The sequence below is a fragment of the Diaphorobacter caeni genome (genome assembly GCF_015354245.1).
Lineage (GTDB): Bacteria > Pseudomonadota > Gammaproteobacteria > Burkholderiales > Burkholderiaceae_C > Diaphorobacter_A > Diaphorobacter_A caeni.
The window spans coordinates 262403-276665 of sequence record NZ_JADKYZ010000005.1 but is presented as its reverse complement, the minus strand read 5'-3'; the positions used below and the strand labels follow the sequence as shown (position 1 = coordinate 276665).

At 66.4% G+C, this 14263-nt stretch carries 12 protein-coding genes; 6 read left to right on the top strand and 6 right to left on the bottom strand.

Annotated elements, in window-relative coordinates:
- Positions 1-20 precede the first annotated feature (20 nt).
- From ISG32_RS14495 to ISG32_RS14475, 5 genes are all read left to right on the top strand, one after another.
- Positions 21-1310, top strand: a complete 1290-nt coding sequence (locus ISG32_RS14495) for a hydroxymethylglutaryl-CoA reductase, degradative (RefSeq protein ID WP_194771734.1) — start codon at positions 21-23, stop codon at positions 1308-1310.
- 183 nt (positions 1311-1493) lie between these two features.
- Positions 1494-1973 carry a hypothetical protein gene (locus tag ISG32_RS14490; RefSeq protein WP_194771733.1) on the top strand — a complete coding sequence of 160 codons (480 nt, stop codon included), beginning with the start codon at positions 1494-1496 and terminating at the stop codon, positions 1971-1973.
- A gap of 24 nt (positions 1974-1997) precedes the next feature.
- Entirely contained in the window at positions 1998-3380 is a 1383-nt protein-coding gene (locus tag ISG32_RS14485) for a tripartite tricarboxylate transporter permease (protein WP_194771732.1), read from the top strand.
- Positions 3381-3461: 81 nt separating this feature from the next.
- Positions 3462-3722: a VF530 family protein gene (locus ISG32_RS14480; protein ID WP_194771731.1), complete on the top strand. Its 261-nt coding sequence runs from the start codon at positions 3462-3464 to the stop codon at positions 3720-3722.
- 283 nt (positions 3723-4005) lie between these two features.
- Positions 4006-5544 (top strand): reverse transcriptase family protein, encoded by a 1539-nt coding sequence (locus tag ISG32_RS14475; protein ID WP_194771730.1) that lies wholly within the window; start codon positions 4006-4008, stop codon positions 5542-5544.
- A gap of 230 nt (positions 5545-5774) precedes the next feature.
- Here the strand turns inward: ISG32_RS14475 and ISG32_RS14470 are convergent, their stop codons facing one another.
- Genes ISG32_RS14470 through ISG32_RS14460 form a run of 3 tightly spaced genes read right to left on the bottom strand, consistent with a single transcriptional unit; the run spans position 5775 to position 10442 of the window.
- Complete coding sequence (locus ISG32_RS14470; RefSeq protein ID WP_194771729.1) at positions 5775-7067, bottom strand: cytochrome c; 1293 nt, start codon at positions 7065-7067, stop codon at positions 5775-5777.
- A complete protein-coding gene (locus ISG32_RS14465; protein WP_194771728.1) occupies positions 7060-7635 on the bottom strand; it encodes a (2Fe-2S)-binding protein in 576 nt (191 codons plus the stop codon). Before ISG32_RS14465 ends, ISG32_RS14470 begins: the two co-directional genes overlap by 8 nt.
- Positions 7635-10442 carry a xanthine dehydrogenase family protein molybdopterin-binding subunit gene (locus ISG32_RS14460; RefSeq protein WP_194771727.1) on the bottom strand — a complete coding sequence of 936 codons (2808 nt, stop codon included), beginning with the start codon at positions 10440-10442 and terminating at the stop codon, positions 7635-7637. The genes ISG32_RS14465 and ISG32_RS14460 overlap by 1 nt, the downstream gene beginning before the upstream one ends.
- Positions 10443-10861: 419 nt before the next feature.
- On the opposite strand from ISG32_RS14460, the gene ISG32_RS14455 reads away from it, so the two are divergent.
- Positions 10862-11500, top strand: coding sequence for an MBL fold metallo-hydrolase (locus tag ISG32_RS14455; protein WP_194771726.1), 639 nt, complete (start codon positions 10862-10864; stop codon positions 11498-11500).
- Between the two features lie 28 nt (positions 11501-11528).
- Here ISG32_RS14455 and ISG32_RS14450 read toward each other — a convergent pair whose 3' ends face one another.
- The 3 genes from ISG32_RS14450 to ISG32_RS14440 form a co-directional block, all read right to left on the bottom strand.
- Positions 11529-12386, bottom strand: a complete 858-nt coding sequence (locus ISG32_RS14450) for a M48 family metallopeptidase (RefSeq protein WP_194771725.1) — start codon at positions 12384-12386, stop codon at positions 11529-11531.
- Positions 12387-12438: 52 nt separating this feature from the next.
- Positions 12439-13431 (bottom strand): DMT family transporter, encoded by a 993-nt coding sequence (locus ISG32_RS14445; protein WP_194771724.1) that lies wholly within the window; start codon positions 13429-13431, stop codon positions 12439-12441.
- Positions 13432-13494: 63 nt separating this feature from the next.
- Positions 13495-14190 carry a helix-turn-helix domain-containing protein gene (locus ISG32_RS14440; protein ID WP_194771723.1) on the bottom strand — a complete coding sequence of 232 codons (696 nt, stop codon included), beginning with the start codon at positions 14188-14190 and terminating at the stop codon, positions 13495-13497.
- Positions 14191-14263 lie beyond the last annotated feature (73 nt).

The window sequence follows — 14263 nt, the reverse complement described above, 5'->3', positions numbered from 1 at the left end:
ACTATCTGGAATTTTCACCCATGGCCATCGACTCCCGCCTCCCCAATTTCCGCGCCCTGAACCCCGCCCAACGCTGGGACCATGTGGCCAAGGCCTGCAACCTGAGCGCCGAAGAGCATGCGCTGATCGCCAACCCCGGCGCGCTGCCGATGACGCTGGCCGACGGCATGATCGAAAACGTGATCGGCACGTTCGAGCTGCCCATGGGCGTGGCCGGCAACTTCCAGATCAACGGCCGCGACGTGCTCGTGCCACTGGCCGTGGAAGAGCCTTCCATCATCGCCGCCGCGTCGTACATGGCCAAGCTCGCCCGTGAAGACGGCGGCTTCCAGACGTCGAGCACCCTGCCGCTGATGCGCGCCCAGGTGCAGATCCTCGGCGTGAGCGACCCCTATGGCGCGCGCATCGCGCTGTTCAAGGCACGCGATGAAATCCTCGCGCTCGCCAACAGCCGCGACAAGGTGCTGATCGGCCTCGGCGGCGGCTGCAAGGACATCGAGGTCCACGTGTTCCCGAGCACGCCGCGCGGCCCGATGGTGGTGATGCACCTGATCGTCGACGTGCGCGACGCGATGGGTGCCAACACCGTCAACACCATGGCCGAATCGGTGTCGCCGCTGATCGAGAAGCTCACCGGCGGCTCGGTGCGCCTGCGCATCCTCTCGAACCTGGCCGACCTGCGTCTGGCGCGTGCCCGCGTGCGCGTCACCGCCCAGACGCTGGCCACCAAGGAGCGCAGCGGCGAAGAGATCATCGAGGGCATCCTCGACGCCTACACCTTCGCGGCCGTCGATCCCTACCGCGCGGCCACGCACAACAAGGGCATCATGAACGGCATCGACCCCGTCATCGTCGCCACCGGCAACGACTGGCGCGCGGTGGAAGCCGGCGCGCACGCCTACGCCTGCCGCAATGGCCACTACACCTCGCTCACCACCTGGGAGAAGGACAACACTGGCGCGCTGGTCGGCACGATCGAGCTGCCCATGCCCGTGGGCCTCGTGGGCGGCGCGACCAAGACGCACCCGCTCGCACGTCTGGCGCTCAAGATCATGGACGTGAAGTCGGCGCAGGAGCTCGGCGAGATCGCCGCCGCCGTCGGCCTCGCGCAGAACATGGGCGCGCTGCGCGCCCTCGCCACCGAAGGCATCCAGCGCGGCCACATGGCCCTGCACGCACGCAACATCGCGCTGGTCGCGGGCGCGGTGGGTGAAGAGGTCGAGCAGGTCGCCAAGCGCCTGGCCGCCGAGCACGACGTGCGCACCGACCGCGCGCTGGAAGTGCTGGCCGAGCTGCGCGCCAAAGGCTGATCCACCAGCGGATCCGCGCGAGCGCATCCGTCCATGAGGTGAGCGACCTGCCTGTTCGGGCGGCGCTCGCTCGCCTTTTCCGTTCCTTTCATTCCCCCAGGGATCGCACGTGCAGGGCGCCAGCCCGGCGCACGCATCGGCCTTGGGGCACAGGGCATCGCCATGCCCGCAGGAGACAAACACATGACACCCAATCCACAGTCCGAGCGTCACGAGCGCTGGCAACTGGCCGAAGTCTGGGGCGACACGGTCGACCTCAAGCACCTCGTCTGGGCCATCGTCATCGGCATCGGCATCAGCGTGGCGGGCTACTTTCTCGCGTCGCGCTGGCTGATGTCGATCGTCGAATCCAAGCAGCTCGCCCAGGCCTACGCCATGCTCGCGGGCCTGGCCGGATGCATTCTGGCGGGCGTGATCTGCGCGCGCCTGTTCCCGCCCAAGCGCGAGGTGACCGAGCTCGACATCTCCACCGACCCCGCGTGGCGCGCCGAAGTGCTGGCCGAGCTGGAAAAGCAGCCCGGCGGCCTTGGCACCGTGGCCGATCTGCCGCCCGCCGTGGTCAGCGAGCTCAAGGAGCTCAAGCTCTACGAGCTGTTCGCGGCGTCCGACACCACCTCCACTTCTTCCTCCTCGTCCAACGGCTCCCGTTCGGCGCCCCATTGATCGCATAGCGGAGTACCGACACAGATGGATCCCGTCCTCATTGAACAAATCGGCGTCGCCGCCGCCATGGGCCTGATCGGCGCCGTGGTCTTCGCGGCCATCGGCCTCGTCTCGGGCACCGATGAAACCACCACGCTCGCGCCGCTCACGCTGCTGGTCGTGCTGCTGGGCGTGCCGCCCGCAGGCGTCTTCACCTTCTTCCTGGCTGGCGCCGTCGCCAAGCACATGACGCACGCGGTGCCGACCGCGCTGCTCGGCATTCCGGGCGACACGCTCGCCACGCCGCTGCTGCAGGACGCCGACCTGCTGCGCAAGCTCGGCGTGCCGCACATCGCGCTGCGCAAGATGATCTCCGGCGCCATCATCGCCGCCTTCGTCGCCGTGCCGCTGGCCGTGCTGTTCGCCGTGATGCTCGCGCCGTTCGGCCAGGCCATCACCAAGACCGCGCCGTGGATCTTCCTGTGCGCCGCGCTGCTGATCGCCTACTTCTCCAAGGGCCGCTGGGCCGCCGTCGCGCTGCTGATTCCGTTCGTCGTCGTGATCATCGCGCTGCAGACGCTGACCGCCAAGTACGACACCAAGCTCAGCATCAGCTACTTCCTCGGCATCGCCATCGGCCCGCTGATCGCCGACCTGTTCACCGTGATGTCCCCACAGGGCCGCGAGCGCATGAAGCGCGACAAGGTGCGCCAGTTCAATCTCGCGCCTGACGTCAAGGGCTGGTCGGGCTACTTCCCCAACCCGTTCAAGGTGATCGACAAGGTGCAGACGCGCTGGACGCTGATCACCGCCGGCATCTCGAGCGCCACCTTCGTGTTCAGCCCGGTCGCGATGACCGTGGTGCTCGGTGAGCTGGTCGGCTCGCGCATCAAGCACGCCTACCACCGCCTGACCACCGTGCTGGCCGCCCGCAACGGCGTGACCGAAGCCACCTACATCGCCGAGGCGCTGATCCCGCTGATCGCCTTCGGCCTGCCGCTGAGCCCCGTGGCCGCCGGCCCCGCCGCGCCGCTGTTCAACGCGCCCCCACGCTTCACCGTGGACGCCGCCACCGGACAGACGCACAACCTGCACAACCTGATGAACCACTGGGAGTTCCTCGGCTACGGCCTGCTCGCCGTGGCGCTGGCCGCGCTCGTGTCGTATCCGTTCGCGATGAACTACGCCCGCCGCGCCGCGATGTTCGTCTCGCGCAAGGTCAGCCACGAAGCCATCATCGCCACCTTCGTCGGCCTGATCATCGTGATCAGCGTCTGGGAAGGCGCACTGCTCGGCCTGCTGGTGATCCTGACCATGGGCCTCATGGGCGGCCTGCTGTCGCGCAACTTCGGCTTCAACACCGGCGTGCAGTTCATGGGCTACTACACGGCCGTGCTGAGCGTGCCTGCGCTGATCAAGCTGTTCTGAGTCGTCCGGCTCGACACCCGGTCCTCCAGGCCGATTCCACAGAGGCGGAATCGGCCTTTTTTCTTGGATGACAATGGCGCCATGACCACTCCCGAAACGCCCCGCTCCCGCGACCCCCTGCACGGCATCACCCTCGAACGCATGGTGACCGAACTGGCCGACTACTTCGGCTGGGCCGAGCTGGGCGAGCGCATTCCGGTGCGCTGCTTCAATCTCGACCCGAGCGTGTCGTCGAGCCTCAAGTTCCTGCGCAAGACGCCCTGGGCGCGCGAGAAGGTGGAGGGTCTGTATCTGTTCATGCTGCGCGATCAGAAGCGCGCTGCGCGCTCTCAGGACGACTGAAGGCAGGGGCGTTTTCGCCCCCGGGCAGGTTCCCGCTATCATGCGTCTGGCCCTGCTCTGCCAAGCGTTGCCGCATTGGCTCCACCCGCGTTCATGCAACGCATGTGGTTTCGTCAATACGGGCCGTGGGGCATCCCCATGGTTGCTTTCAAAATGGACTTCACCGGGCGCGAACTTCCCGCGGATTCATCTCGCAACCTGTTCGCGCAAGACCTGCAGGTTGGCAGTCCGCAGGGCCTTTTTCATCGCGTTTTCATCGCATTTTTCATCGCATTGAAAAGGAGTGCGTCTGAAGGCTGCCAACCACGTTCGACATGCGGCACTCGCCGTGGCCCACGCCTGGCTCGCGGACAGCGATGCCGAGGGTGGTCGGCTCGGGCATGCGTTGATGGCGCGCGCGCAGAGCTCTCTCGGGCTTGCGCCGCAGGACCAGCCCGATTGGTTGCGCGCGTGGAGCCTGCGGCTGCAGAACCTGCCCGATCCGATGTGGGCGCGGCTGGATGTGTGGCGACTTGCCTCCACCCTGTGCGGTGAGACCAGCCTTGGCGCGGCCTGCTATCCCGAGCGACGCATGGCGGGGCTCACCGATGAGAACGCGACCTTGCCCGATCCGGCGGCCTCGTGGAACTGGGGCGAAGAGGGCGAAGAGGATGTAGTCGATTGGCTAGATGACGAGCATCCAGCCCGTGCCGAAACGGATTTCGAGATCTGGGTGGAACGGTCACATCGCAGGGTCCGCCGCTGGTTGCTGCGGCCCGCCCGCATGCAGGTCGCGACGATGGCGCTGCACGATCTGGAACTGCCCACCTGGCCCGACAGCGCCCTGCTCGCAGAGGCGCTTGCCATCAGCGTCGACGATCTGGCCTGGCTCGCGCGGCCCGCATGGCAGCTCGCACCGCGCGATCAGCCGCACAAGGCCCTTTCCGCCAGCCACTATCGCCACCGTCTCATTCCCAAGGCACGCGGCGGCCTGCGCCTGCTGGAGGTGCCCAAGCAGCGACTCGCGGCAGCGCAGCAGCAGATACGCGTGCAGCTGCTCGAGCGCATTCCCGTCCACGAAGCCGCGCACGGCTTTGCCCGGGGCCGCAGCGTGTTGACCCACGCCGCCACGCATGCGGGACAGCCTTTCGTCTGCGCATTCGATCTGCAGGATTTTTTCCACAGCATCACCGCAGCGCAGATTCGCGCGCTCTGGCGCACTCTGGGCTACCCCGCAGGCATCGCCACCGAGTTGACGGCACTGACGACCACCGTCACACCGGCGCCGGTGCGCGAGCGGCTGCTGGAAGACGCGAGCGTGACGCGCACACAGGCCAGGCGCCTGGCCTTGCCGCATCTGGCACAGGGCGCGTCGTCGTCGCCCGCGCTCGCCAATCTGTGCGCGTTCCAGCTGGACCTGCGCCTGTCCGCGCTGGCCGAGCGCTTTGGCGCGCGCTACTCCCGCTATGCGGACGATCTCGTGTTCTCCGGCCCCGCATCGCTGCAGCGGCATTTCGCCGCGCTGCATGGCTGGGTACGCGGCATCGCGGAGGATGAGGGCTTTGCCCTCCATCCTGAAAAGACCCGGCGCATGCCCCGCCATGCCCGCCAGCGCATCACCGGCGTCGTCGTCAACGACCAACCCAATCTGGCGCGGCACGACTACGATCTGCTGCGCGCGGAGCTGCACCAGCTGTCATTGCAAAAAGAAGCCGTCTCCGATGAAGTCCTCGCCAGTCTGCGCGGCCGGGTGGCATGGGCCTGCCAGCTCGTCACGCCTGCGCGCCAGGAAAAGCTGAAAGCCCTTCTGATCCGGTGCTCGGCGGGCTCCCAAACTCCCTGAATTTCCATTCCAAGGACGCACCCATGACATCGCAACCACCCCGCGTCCCCTGCCACCCCAGGGCTATGAGCTTGAGGTGATCGAGGTGATCGAGGTGATCGAGAAGATCGACATCGAATGCGTGACGATCAGTGGCGATGCATGAAAAAAGCCCCGACCGCTTCGGCATGCCGAAGGCGGTTGGGGCTTTGGGATGATGAGCGCAGTCGTGCGTTGCTGCCTGACTTGCTTTACTTGCTGTGCTCGATGGTCTTGATGTTGTCTGCCACGTCGGCAGCCGTCACGTTGCCGGGCTGGCCGCCCCAGGTCTGGCGCATGTAGTTGACGAGGTCCGCCATGTCTTCGTTGCCAAGCTTGTCGGCGAAGCCGGGCATGGTCTGCATGCGTTCGCCGTGGGCCAGGTCACGTTCGGCCACGCCTTCGCGGATCACGCGGATCAGGTTGATCGGCGTGTGGAACATGGCCGTGGTGTTGGTGCTCATGGGCACGGACGAATGCGGCTGGCCGTCGCCCTGCGCGCCGTGGCAGCCCGCACACAGGCCGAGGTACAGGTTCTCGCCCTTCACGTTGATCTGGGCTTCCGCGGCCTTGACCTTGGGGCCCGGCATGTCCTGGTTCTGCGTCAGATAGGCGGCCATGGCACGCACGTCCTTTTCGGCCATGCGCGAGGTGGAGTGATCCAGCACCGAGGCCATACGGAACGTCATCACGCCTTGCGGAGCGACGCCGGTGCGGAAGAACTTGACGAGATCTTCCTTGTTCCAGCCGCGGTCCTTCAGCGCCTCGGGCGTCAGCGCGGGCGCGTAGGCACCCTCGATGATGCTGCCTTCCAGATAGCGCGAAGTGTCCATCGCGAAGGTGAGCTTGCTGCGTGGGCTGTGGCATTCGGCGCAGTGGCCGAGCGTGTCCACCAGGTACTTTCCGCGCAGCAGTTCGTCGCCCGAAGAAAGATCGAACTCCTTGGCCGCCGGGCGATTGATCACGTTCCACATCGCCACGGCGGGGCGGATGTTGAAGGGGAACTGCATCTCGCCGGGCTTGCTGGCCAGCTCCACCGGGGCCTGCTTCATCATCCAGACCCACAGCGCATCCGTGTCGCCACGGGTGATCTGGTGGTAGCTGGCGTAGGGCATGGCCGGGTACAGCACCTTGCGGCCGGGCGAGATGCCCGTGGCGACGGCGCGATACAGGTCGTCGGCCGACCAGTTGCCGATGCCGTGTTCCTTGGAGGGCGAGATGTTGCTGCCGTAGAGCGTGCCCATCGGGGTGACCATGGGAACGCCGCCGGCCAGTTCGGCGCCGGTCTTCGGCGAGCTGTGGCAGGCCGCGCAGTCGCCCGCGCGAAAGACCTGTTCGCCGCGCGCATAAAGCTCGTCGAACTGCTTGGCGTCGAGCTTGGCGAAGTCCACCGTGGCCGGTGGAATGTCGCCGCTTGCGCTGCCGTACAGGTACAGGCCACCGACGACCACGATGCCCGCGACGACCACCGCGCCGAGGCCTTTGATCCAGGTGCGCTTAGCCATTGTTGACTACCTCCTTGGTGCGCGTGCCCGTGGTCAGGCCCGGCGTCTTCAGGATCACGTCGCGCACGGCGTGGTAGTAGCGCACGTAGCCGGTGCAGCGGCAGATGTGGGCTTCGAGCTGGTCCTCGATGGCCTTCTCCACCTCGTCTGCGGGCACGGGGTGCTTTTCGAGCCGCTCCATCAGCGCGGTGGCCGAGTTCACGAAGCCCGGAGTGCAGTAGCCGCACTGGAAGGAGTAGTGCTCCAGAAACGCCTTCTGCACGGGCGATGGGTGCACCACGCCCTTGTCGTCCACCGACGCGATGCCTTCCACGGTGCGGATGGTCTTGCCGTTGAGCCAGGTGACGCCGGTCACGCAGGCGGGCACGGTGATCGCGCCCTTCTCCGGGTCGTCCACGATGATGGTGCAGGCACGGCACACGCCCTGTCCGCAGCCCAGACGGGTGCCGTTCATGCCCGCGTATTCCTGCAGGAACTCGATCATCATCAAGTCCTTGGGAACGTCGACGGGGCCGATTTTTTTGCGGTTGATGGTGGCGCTGAATTGAATACGGTCCTGGTCCTGCATCACAGTACCTCTCTGATTTTTTCGGGGGTCAATGGGGTGGCATAGAAACGCTTGCCGGTGGCGTTGGCCACGGCGTTCACGCAGGCGGCGATGACCGGAATCATCACCACCTCGGCCATGCCCTTGGGTGGGTCGGTGCGCGACAGCGGCGGCAGCACATTGCCTTGCGCGGTCCACACGGCCACTTCGCTCGCCCGTGGCACGTGATAGCGGTTGAGCCCCCATTGGCCATTGCCCGGACCGGTGGCGTCGCGCGGCAGGTCTTCATACAGCGCGTGGCCGATGCCCATGACCACGCCCCCCTGGATCTGTCCCGAGACCAGCTCCGGCACGATCTGCGTGCCGCATTCCAGCCACGTCTTGTGCGAGAGGATGTTCACCTTGCCGGTGCCGCTGGACACGGCCAGCTCCACCATCGTGGCGCAGGGCGCGTAGTACACGGTGCCCGCATTGGTGCGCTGCACGGGCGGGAAGTAGACCTTGTCGCGTGGCACGAACGCATAGCCGCCATGCGTCATCGCGGCCTTCTTGGCGTCGCTTGCGCCCTGCCCGTACTTGACCGACAGCGCATCGATGAACGGCTGGAACTTCACGCCCTCGACGGTGAAGTCGGCCTTGGCCCAGGCCCAGCGGTTGAACGCGTGCACGCACACACCGGTGACCATGCCCTTCTCGTGCGCGTGGGCAGCAAGGCGCGCGAAGCTCAGCGGCTCCATGCCTTCCGCGACCAGCATGCCGTCACGCCATTCGAGCATGTCTTCGGTGGTGGCGCTGGGCAGCAGCTGACCGCCGCCCGCCTTGCTCGACCAGATCGACTGTGCGGCCGGCCACAGGCACAGCTTGAGCAGCAGCTGCGCGGCCTGCTGCGTGGCGTGGCGGAAGTAGTACGCCGAGTTGGAGGCCGACACGGGCGAGACCATGCGCGGCACCCAGAACGGATTGCGTGCCAGCTCGTCTTCCTTGGCCTGGGGCGTGGTGTAGGGCTCGTCCTTGCTCTCGAGCGGCATGTTGTCCCAGTGATTGACGGCGAAGTCCACATCGTCGGCCGGGCGGCCAAGTATGGGCTCGACGGCCACCATCTGCGAGGTCGTGCTGCCGGTGCCGATTTCGTTGGCGATGTGGCGCATCTTGAGGCGGCCTTCCGGCGTGATCTCCAGCTCGGCGATCGAGGCCTCGGCACCCGTGCCGAAGTCCTTTTGCACCGCACCGAAACCGACGCCGTACCGCATGCCGGGGTTGGCCGCCTCGTAGTCGGCCTTGCGCTTTTCGCGCTCGGTCCACAGCGGGTCCTTGGCGGCGATGTCCAGAATCTCGCCGATGCGCAGATGCCCCGAGGGCGACGCGCCCTGGGTGTTCTTCATGCTGCTCTTGAGCACGTTGCGGCGGCGCAGCTCGATCGCGTCCAGACCGATTTCCGCAGCGATCTCATCGACCAGCATCTCGGTATAGGCCATGGACTGCACCGAGCCGTAGCCGCGCATGGAGCCCGAGGTCACGCCCACGCTCGGGTTGACCACCACCGACAGATCGCTCTGCGGGAAGTAGTAGATGGACTGCGCCGCCGTGACGGCCACGGTGCCCACGGAGGGGCTGAAGTTGGTCACCCCGCCGCCGTCGCCCACCATGTGGCAGGTCAGCGACTGGAACTTGCCTTCCTTGTCCACCGAGATGGCGGTTTCCACATCGAACGGATGGCGCTTGAGCGCGAACTGGAAATGCTTCCAGCGATCGAGCGCAAGGCGCACCGGACGGCCCTCGGCGTACAGCGACGCCAGCGCCACGTAGAACGGGAAGGGCTGGTGCTCCTTCTGACCGTAGCCCACGGTGTAGGAGCTGATGTAGTCCAGCTTGTTGAGCGGCAGACGGCTGTCCTTGACCATGTGCATCACATGCTCGGCCGTGCCGTACGGGGCCTGCGCAGCGCCCACCATGTGCAGCTCGCCGGTCGTGCGGTCGTACCAGGCCAGACCGTTTTCCATCTCCATCGCCATGTGTTCGATGGACTGGCTGTAGTACTTGCGGGCGAAGGCGCGCAGCCCTTCTCCCGGCTCTTTCATCTCGGACTGGATGCGGGCCGATTCGCCCATCAGCGCGCCGAACGCCGGGTGCGATGCGTCAGGCCAGTGCACGCCCTTTTCATCGACGGGCGGCCAGACGACGGTTTGCTTCATGGGCGAGAACTTGTCTTCGCCATAGGCGTCGTCGCCCTGCACGCGCACGTAGCGCGCCGCCACGTAGGGGGCGCGGGCGGGCTGCGCCATCTCCGCGCCGAAACGGAAGATCGCGTCGTTGAAGCGCAAGCGCTTGTTGGCGACGCGGAATTTCTCGTAGTCGTGCCAGATGCCGATGGCGACCGGGTGGCCCAGCATCGGCGAGAGCTCGCCCTTCTTGACGAAGAATTCGCCGTAGAAGCCCGGATCGGGCATGCGCAGCCCGTCGGCGGCAATGCTTTGCGCGTCCAGCAGCACGTCGGGCTTGAAGTCCTCGCCCAGCACGGAGAGATCCAGACCTTCGTAGATGCGGTCGGCGCGCGGGAGGTGGATCGTCAGCGCGTAGGACTGCTGCTCGGGCCATCCCTGCATGTCCTTGGCGCGCAGGTCGATGGCAAAGACCTTTTGTCCCATGACCTTGGCCAGGCCGTCGCGACGGTAGTTGAGTTTGCTGCCGCTGATCCAGTGGGTTTCCTGGCCACCGGCGGGGGTGATGAGTTCGGCGAGCGCATCTTTGACCGGGCGCACGCTGGCGATCACGCCCATGGCCGCAGCGGCTTTCAGAAAACTGCGTCGATTGAAGTCCAGTTTGGACACGGTTCCAGCTCCTTGAAGCAATGCGCGCGCGCACAGCAGGATGCTGGCGTTTCACATCGCTAGATGACTATGGGTTCCCGAGCGTTCTGCACGCTCAGGAGTCAAAAAGCAGGTGATAACGACAACCGGTTTGCGTCAGCTCACACGCCGACAACACAAAGGCAAGGCCGTCCGCCACGCTTTGGTCTTTTGCAAGACGAATCAGAGCAAAGTATAGGCAGCCAGTGAACATTTACTTATCGTCATGGCTATTCCTTACTTGATTAGTTAGGAAATTTATATGCAGCAATGCACGATGAGCCCCGATGTGCCAGAAGACACGTCGATTCAAAAGTTGGATACATTGGCGGCACTTGCGAAAAATTGCATCCGATTCCCCACATCGGGCCCATTCGAGGCCCATTTGACCCGCTCGCCCCATGCTTCAGTACCTCACCGTCCCCGTCACCCAGTTCCAGCAGAATTCGTCCATCGTCTGGTGCGATGTCACCAAGGACGCCGCCATCGTCGACCCCGGAGGCGATCTCGATGTGCTGCTCGCCGAAGTGGACAAGCTCGGCCTGAACCTCAAGGCGCTGTGGCTCACGCATGCGCACATCGACCATGCGGGCGGCACGGGCGAGCTGTCGCAGAAGCTCGGGCTGCCGATCATCGGGCCCGAGGAAGGCGACCAGTTCTGGATCGACGGCCTGCCGCAGCAAAGCCAGATGTTCGGCTTTCCGCCCGCGCTGCCGTTCACTCCCACGCGCTGGCTGCATGACGGCGACACGGTGCAGATCGGCAACGAGACGCTCAACGTGCGCCACTGCCCCGGCCACACGCCCGGCCATGTGGTGTTCCACGCGCCGCAGATCGACCGCGCCTTCGTCGGCGATGTGCTGTTCGCGGGCAGCATCGGGCGCACGGATTTTCCCAAGGGCAACCACCAGCAGCTGATCGACTCGATCACGCAACGCCTGTGGCCGATGGGCGATCAGACGGTGTTCATTCCGGGACACGGACCGGAGAGCACCTTTGGCCGCGAACGCAAAACCAACCCCTACGTCGGCAACACCTGAGAGCGTGTTTGCGCTCTGAAGCGCCGGACTACTTCTGTCCGCGCCGGGCCGCGTCGTACAGGCCCTGCACGCGCGCGACGTTTTCCCTGAGTTCCTTGATGCGGTTCGGGCCGCTCGGGTGGGTGGAGAGGAACTGCATGCCTTGCTGGCCGGTCGCCTTGCCCATCTTTTCCCAGAGCGTGATGGAGGCCTGCGGGTCGTAGCCTGCGCGGGCGGCAAGCTCGAGGCCGACGAGGTCGGCGTCGGTCTCGTCGGAGCGGCTGAACTTCAGCGTGAGCAGCTGCGAGCCGAGCCCCGCTGCCGCGCGTCCCACGTCGCCCAGACCGAGCAGCGCAGCGCCCAGCGAGATGCCGATGTTGGTGGCCTGGGTCTTGGCCAGGCGCGCGCGGGAATGCTCGCGCAGCGCGTGCGCCATCTCGTGGCCCATGACCATGGCGACCTCGGCGTCGGTCAGCTTGAGCTGGTCGAGGATGCCGGTGAAGAATGCGATCTTGCCGCCGGGCATGCAGAAGGCGTTGATCTGCTTGCTGCCGATGAGGTTGACCTCCCACTTCCAGCCCTTGGCCCGCTCGTTCCACGGATAGGTGAACGGAATCAGCTGCCTGGCGATGCCGTGCAGTCGCACCAGCTGCGGGTTGTCAGGCCCCGCAAGCGCCCTCTTGGCCTTGGCCTGCGCGAGCATCTCGTCGTACTGCTGCGTGGCCGCGCTCTCCAGCGTCTCGGCAGGCACGAGCTTGCGCATGGACGACGCATCGCCCACATCGACCTGTGCGAGCACCGGCGACGCGCTCGCTGCGGCTGCCGTGAGCAGAAAGGCGCGGCGCGCACTCCACAGCGAACCATGGGGCATGGCGCAGGAGCAGGAGGTGAAGACGGTGTGTTTCATGGCAGTTGGCAACGGCGGCGAACGAACATGCGCGCAGTCTACCCGCGCGGCTTCAGTTTTTCCTGTCGGCGCGCACCGCCAGCAGCTCGGCACGGATCACCACGACGAGCCCCATCAGCACCGCCAGCAGCCCCAGCCACGACACCAGCGGCTGGTGCTCGCCCACCACCCATACCGCCAACAGAAATGCGGCCACGGGCTCGATGAGCGTGAGCGTCACTCCGGTCGGCCCCGAGATGCCGCGCAGGCCATTCGAGAACAGCACATAGGCCACGCCCGACACCACCAGTCCCAGATAGACGATCACCAGCAGCGACGCGGCGCTCAGCACCGGCGGCCCGGCCAGCAGCAGCGCGGCAGGAACGGCCAGCATCGCCGCGCCGGTGAACACATAGAAGTTGACCAGCTGCGTGGGCGCGTGCGCCACGAGCCGCTTGTTGACGAGCGCATAGCTCGCGTACGACAGCCCCGCGAGCAGACACAAAAGCAGGCCGAACCACGAGATCCCGGCCGTCGCCGCGCCGCCCTTGCTCAGCACCATCGCCACGCCGCCGCCCACGCTCACCGCCGTGCCCAGCCACCACAGGCCCGACAGCGGCGTGCGCAGCACCAGCGCCTGGATCAGCCCGGCCCAGATGGGGCTGCTGCCGATCGCCACGGCCGTGCCCACCGCCACGCCCGCGAGCTTCACGCCTGCGTAAAAGCTGATGCTGTAGCCCGCGACGCCCGCCGAGGCGATCACGAACCAGCCGACTTTGAGGCCCATGCGCGATGGCGCGGGCAGCAGCGGCAGCCCCCGGCTCGCGATGCGTTGTCTCGACACAACCAGCACCAGTGCAAAGAACACGCTCGCCACCGCCAACTGCGCCGCCCCCACCCAGAACGGTGACAACCCGCCCGCGCCCAGGCTCTGCACCGTGCCGGTCGTTCCCCAGAGCAGCGAAGCGGCGGACACCAGCGCGACGCCGAGCAGCGACGAGACATGTCCAGCGGAATGCGGACGGGCGGGCGTGGTGGAGGAAGAAGCTGTGGCGGATTGCGTCATGCGCCCATCTTGCCGTTTGCGCGGCGCGCAATTGTCGAGAAACGCTTGCGCTGCGTGCTGGAGTCAGCCCTTGCGCAGATCGCGCGCGCCGACGTTTCTGTCGCGGCGCAGCGCGAACGCCAGCGCGCTGGCGCTACGGTAGCCCAGTCGCAGCGCGGTGTTCTCCAGCGATTCGCCGCGAGCGAGTGCCGTCTGCGCCGCATCCAGCCGCAGATCGCGCAGCCATTGCTGGGGCGTCCGGCCGGTCAGCTCCTGCCAGCGCACATGAAAGCGCTGCGGACTCAGATGCACCAGCGCGGCCATGCGGCGGGTGTTCCAGTCCTCGTGCAGGCTGCTCGTCACCTGCAGGCTGACGGTCTGCAGATCCAGTTCGCGGCGCGAGAGCACGCGCGGGGCATCGAGCAGCGCCGCCAGATGCGCGCTCGCGTCCGCCTCGAGCGCCGGCGGCCTGCCGCGCAAACGTGCCGGCACGGAAAAGCGGCGCGTGCGCCCGGTGCTTCCCGAATCCGGCGCATCGATCACCACCAGCCGCGCGCCGGGCGCGGCGAGAAAGCCGTGTTCCACGCCCGCCGGCACGACCATGCCGCAGGCCGTGTCGACAAAGGCCGCGCGCCCCGCCACCTCCAGCTCCATGCGGCCGTGCAGCGCGTAGAGCACCTGCGCATGGTCGTGCGCGTGCGCCGTGTGTTCGCCGCTGTATTGGCGGATCGACGCGACGGGCTGGGTGAGCGCAGCGAAGCTGTGGGCAGGGTGGGCCATGGAGCGCATGGTAGCGCCAGTGCCGGGGGACTGTCCGCATAATGTGCGCATTCGCTTTTGCATGCGCCTTCGC